Origin of the sequence: Limnospira sp. PMC 289.06 (assembly GCF_032350395.1) — a bacterium.
Lineage (GTDB): Bacteria > Cyanobacteriota > Cyanobacteriia > Cyanobacteriales > Microcoleaceae > Limnospira > Limnospira platensis.
In genome coordinates this window covers 1-4,209 of record NZ_JARPLC010000216.1, presented here as the reverse complement: position 1 = coordinate 4,209, position 4,209 = coordinate 1, and the positions used below count along the sequence as shown (strand labels likewise).

Here is a 4,209-nt window from a genome sequence, read left to right as displayed (position 1 = left end):
TATCGTCGCATTGTCAGGCAATAGCCGGATAAATGTCGCGTAAATGTATCAGTTCCCTGTCCCCTTCTCTCCTCATGAACCTATGACTTCTCCTACTTATCGCCGACGCCATAAATTTAAATTTTCCCCACAACGGTGGCTTAAAGCCGTTCTTAACAAGGGGAAAAAGCTGATTCCATCTGCGGTTGCTATTCTGATTTTCCTGGTTGTTTGGGAGGTGTTCACGGCTGTTTCCGATTCGACGTTGCCCGGTCCTATCCGCACAGTGTCAGAAACTTGGGAATTGATTATCGACCCGTTTTTTGACCACGGCGGCATTGATAAGGGGCTATTCTGGCAAATTTTGACGAGTTTGCAACGGGTGGCCTTGGGGTTCTCCCTCGCTGTGGTGGTGGGAGTCTCGTTAGGAGTTCTGATTGGTACGAACACTCTAATGTACCGTGCCTTAGACCCGATTTTTCAAATCTTGAGAACGATTCCCCCCTTGGCTTGGCTACCGATTTCCTTGGCAGGCTTTGAGCGAGCAAACCCTTCGGCTATTTTTGTGATTTTTATTACAGCAATTTGGCCGATTATTATCAATACAACTGAGGGAGTGCGGCAAATTCCTCAGGATTATAATAATGTGTCACGGGTGCTACGACTTGACCGCAAGACCTATTTCTTTAAAATCCTCTTCCCGGCAACGGTTCCCTATATTTTTACGGGACTCAAGATTGGGATTGGTCTGTCTTGGCTGGCAATTATCGCCGCCGAAATGTTGATTGGTGGTGTGGGTATTGGTTTCTTTATCTGGGATGCCTGGAACAGTTCTCGCATGAGTGACATTATCCTAGCGGTGATTTATGTCGGGGTCGTCGGCCTACTGCTGGATAAGTTTATTACCTTCTTGGCCAGTTTGGTGGTGTCTGAAGACTAAGCTCAATAATTAATTAGCTGTCTTCTGTTCTGATTTCGTTGTCCCCTACTCCTGCTTAAAGCCCATGTCTATTTTTGCTGAAGTTGACCATATTGAACGAGTCTTTAATCTCCCTAATGGAGGCACTTATGTTGCCTTGAGTAACATTGAACTCAAGATTCGTAAAGGTGAATTTATCTCCTTGGTGGGTCATTCCGGCTGTGGTAAATCAACCCTCTTAAACCTAATTGCCGGACTCGATAAACCTACCCGAGGGGGCATCATCCTAGAAGGTCGCCAGGTGACAGAGCCGGGACCCGATCGCATGGTGGTATTCCAAAACTATTCTCTGCTGCCCTGGCTAACGGTGCGAGAAAACATCGCCTTGGCGGTCGAATCCGTTATGGGCGATCGCCCCCGAGGAGAACAACGCGGTATCATTGAACATCACATTGACCTAGTGGGCTTACGTCATGCGGCCCATAAACGCCCCGCCCACCTCTCCGGGGGCATGAAACAGCGGGTTGCCATTGCCCGGTCGCTGGCTATCCGCCCCAAACTCCTCCTCCTGGACGAACCTTTTGGAGCCCTAGATGCCCTGACCCGAGGGGGACTGCAAGAACAACTGATGCGTATCTGCGAGGAAAGCCAAGTCACCTGTATCATGGTCACCCATGACGTGGACGAAGCCCTCCTCCTGAGCGATCGCATCGTCCTCCTCACCAACAGCCCCGCCTCATACATCGGGCAAATTCTCGATGTCCCCATCCCCAGGCCCCGCACCCATGTCTCGGTGGTCAAAGATCCCAACTACTACGGACTCCGCAACGAGATCGTCTATTTCCTCAACCAACAGCGACGGGCCAAGAAACGCCAAAGCCAACCCCAACCCATCGAAGTTCACGAAAACGGCTTAGAAAAAGTCAACCTCAACCTAGGCTTCATCCCCCTCACCGACTGCGCCCCCCTCGTGGTGGCTAAAGAACGGGGATTCTTCGCCAAACATGGCTTGACCCAAGTCACCCTCAGTCGCGAACTCAGTTGGAACGCGATCGAATCGGGCATTCGAGAGCAACGCCTCGACGCAGCCCAAATGGTTGCCGGAATGCCCCTCGGAATGACCATAGGCCGGGATAACCATACCCCCCTGCCCGTCATTACCGCCATGACCCTCTCTCGCAACGGCAACGCCATCACCTTCCATCGTCACTTCTACGAGGAAGGGGTGCGAACTCTCGCCGATCTCAAAGGCTTTATCGCCGCCTACCCCGACCGACGACTCACCCTGGGAGCCGTGCATCCCACCTCCATGCACAACCTCATCCTACGTTACTGGCTCGCCTCCGCTGACATCGACCCCGATCGCGACCTGGATATCGTCATCATTCCCCCCGCACAAATGGTCGCCAACCTCAAAGCCGGCAACATCGACGGCTACTGTGTCGGCGAACCCTGGAACTCCCGCGCCGTCCATGAAGGCATCGGTTTCGTCATGGCCACCGACCCGGAAATCTGGTCTGGCCATTGCGAAAAAGTCCTCGGAGTCCGGGAAGACTGGGCGCAAACTCACCCCAAAACCCATCTAGCCCTCATCCAAGCCCTCTTAGAAGCCTGCGACTACTGCGACGATATGCGTCATCGGGAAGAGGTTTTAGACCTCATCTGTCGTCCCGAATATGTCGGGTCCGACCCCATCTACACCCGTCCCGGCTTCATTGATGCCTACAACAAAGGCATCGGCGACCCCCAACCTATCCCCCGCTACAACCAGTTCTTCTGCGACAAAACCAACTGTCCCGATCGCACCGAAGCCCTGTGGATTCTCACCCAAATGGCCCGTTGGGGCATTACCCCCTTCCCCCGCAACTGGATTGAAGTCATTGATCGCGTCCGCCGTCTCGATATGTTCTCCCAAGCCGCCCAAGGCTTAAACATGATGGACATTGGCCGCGATCGCTATCCCATCATCCTCTTCGACGGGGCTATTTTCAACCCAGACGATCCCATCCATTACCTAGAACAACTACAAATCAAAACCAACCTAACCATCACAGAAATCGATATCAACCCAGCCCCCCGAGAACTCTCCGCCGCCTAATCCCAAAGAACCCACCCCTAAGCCATCCCCAGAGGAGAACCGACCCCCCATTCCTCTTTCACCCCTGCTACCTACTGCCTATTGCCTTCTTCCCCCTATTGCCTTCTTCCCCCCTGTTAAGAGTTAAGAGTTAAGAGTTCCCTATTTCCTTCTTACCCAATGCAAACTGTAACCAACTCCACCTCCCACACCTACACCACCAATGACTCTTATCTGGTCATTGATGGCCTTAGCAAAACCTATGCCACCCCAGAGGGGCCCTATCGAGTTCTCGACAACATCCAACTCACCGTCCGGGAAGGAGAATTCTTATGTCTGATTGGGCACTCCGGCTGTGGTAAATCCACCCTCCTGGATATGGTTTCCGGCTTCCGTCAACCCAGCGAAGGAGAAGTTCGCTTAGAAGGACGACGAATTAAAGAACCCGGGCCTGATCGCATGGTGGTCTTCCAAAACTATGCCCTCCTGCCCTGGCTAACCGCCTACGAGAATATCTTCCTGGCTGTCAACTCCGTCTTTCCCAAGCTCAAACAACGGGACAAAGTGGCGATCGTGCAAGAACATCTGGAACTGGTGGGCTTAACTGAGGCCGCCGACAAGAAGCCCAAAGAACTCTCCGGGGGAATGAAACAACGGGTATCCATCGCCAGAGCCTTAGCCCTGCGCCCCAAAGTCCTCATTCTCGACGAACCTTTCGGCGCTCTCGATCCCATCACCAGGGAAGAACTGCAAGAAGAACTGCTACAAATCTGGGCCGATCACAAAGTCACCGTACTCATGATTACCCATGATATCGACGAAGCCCTCTTCCTGGGCGATCGCCTGGTCATGATGACGAACGGCCCGGCCGCCCGCATTGGTGAAATCCTCGACTTACCCTTCCCTCGGCCGCGCGATCGCACCCGACTCATGGAACAGCCAGAATACTACGAGCTACGCAACGAAGCCCTAGACTTCCTCTATCGTCGTTACGCCCACGACGACACCTAAAGCCCAGAAGAATCCTTTACGCCTCTGGATGAAATGGTCCCCACCCCCGTTTCTGAGGCACTTCTTGGCGGCTGGGGAATAATACGTTTGCGTCAGATTGTAACAGTTTCAGATATTCAAATCTGATACATTTACGCGACATTTATCCGGCTATTGCCTGACAATGCGACGATAGCACTATTACCCGTTAAGGTAACAGAGGCGGTATCCCGCAAAGCTTTTA

At 52.8% G+C, this 4,209-nt stretch carries 3 protein-coding genes; all 3 read left to right on the top strand.

Features of this window, described 5'->3' with window-relative positions:
• Positions 1-82: 82 nt before the first annotated feature.
• The 3 genes from ntrB (at position 83) to P5674_RS23455 (ending at position 3,986) form a co-directional block, all read left to right on the top strand.
• Entirely contained in the window at positions 83-919 is an 837-nt protein-coding gene (ntrB, locus tag P5674_RS23465; protein WP_014276966.1) for a nitrate ABC transporter permease, read from the top strand.
• Between the two features lie 64 nt (positions 920-983).
• The gene (locus tag P5674_RS23460; protein ID WP_006616416.1) at positions 984-2,996 is read left to right on the top strand and encodes an ABC transporter ATP-binding/substrate-binding protein; all 2,013 of its coding nucleotides are present in this window, start codon (positions 984-986) and stop codon (positions 2,994-2,996) included.
• Between the two features lie 159 nt (positions 2,997-3,155).
• Positions 3,156-3,986, top strand: coding sequence for a nitrate ABC transporter ATP-binding protein (locus P5674_RS23455; RefSeq protein ID WP_006616417.1), 831 nt, complete (start codon positions 3,156-3,158; stop codon positions 3,984-3,986).
• Positions 3,987-4,209 lie beyond the last annotated feature (223 nt).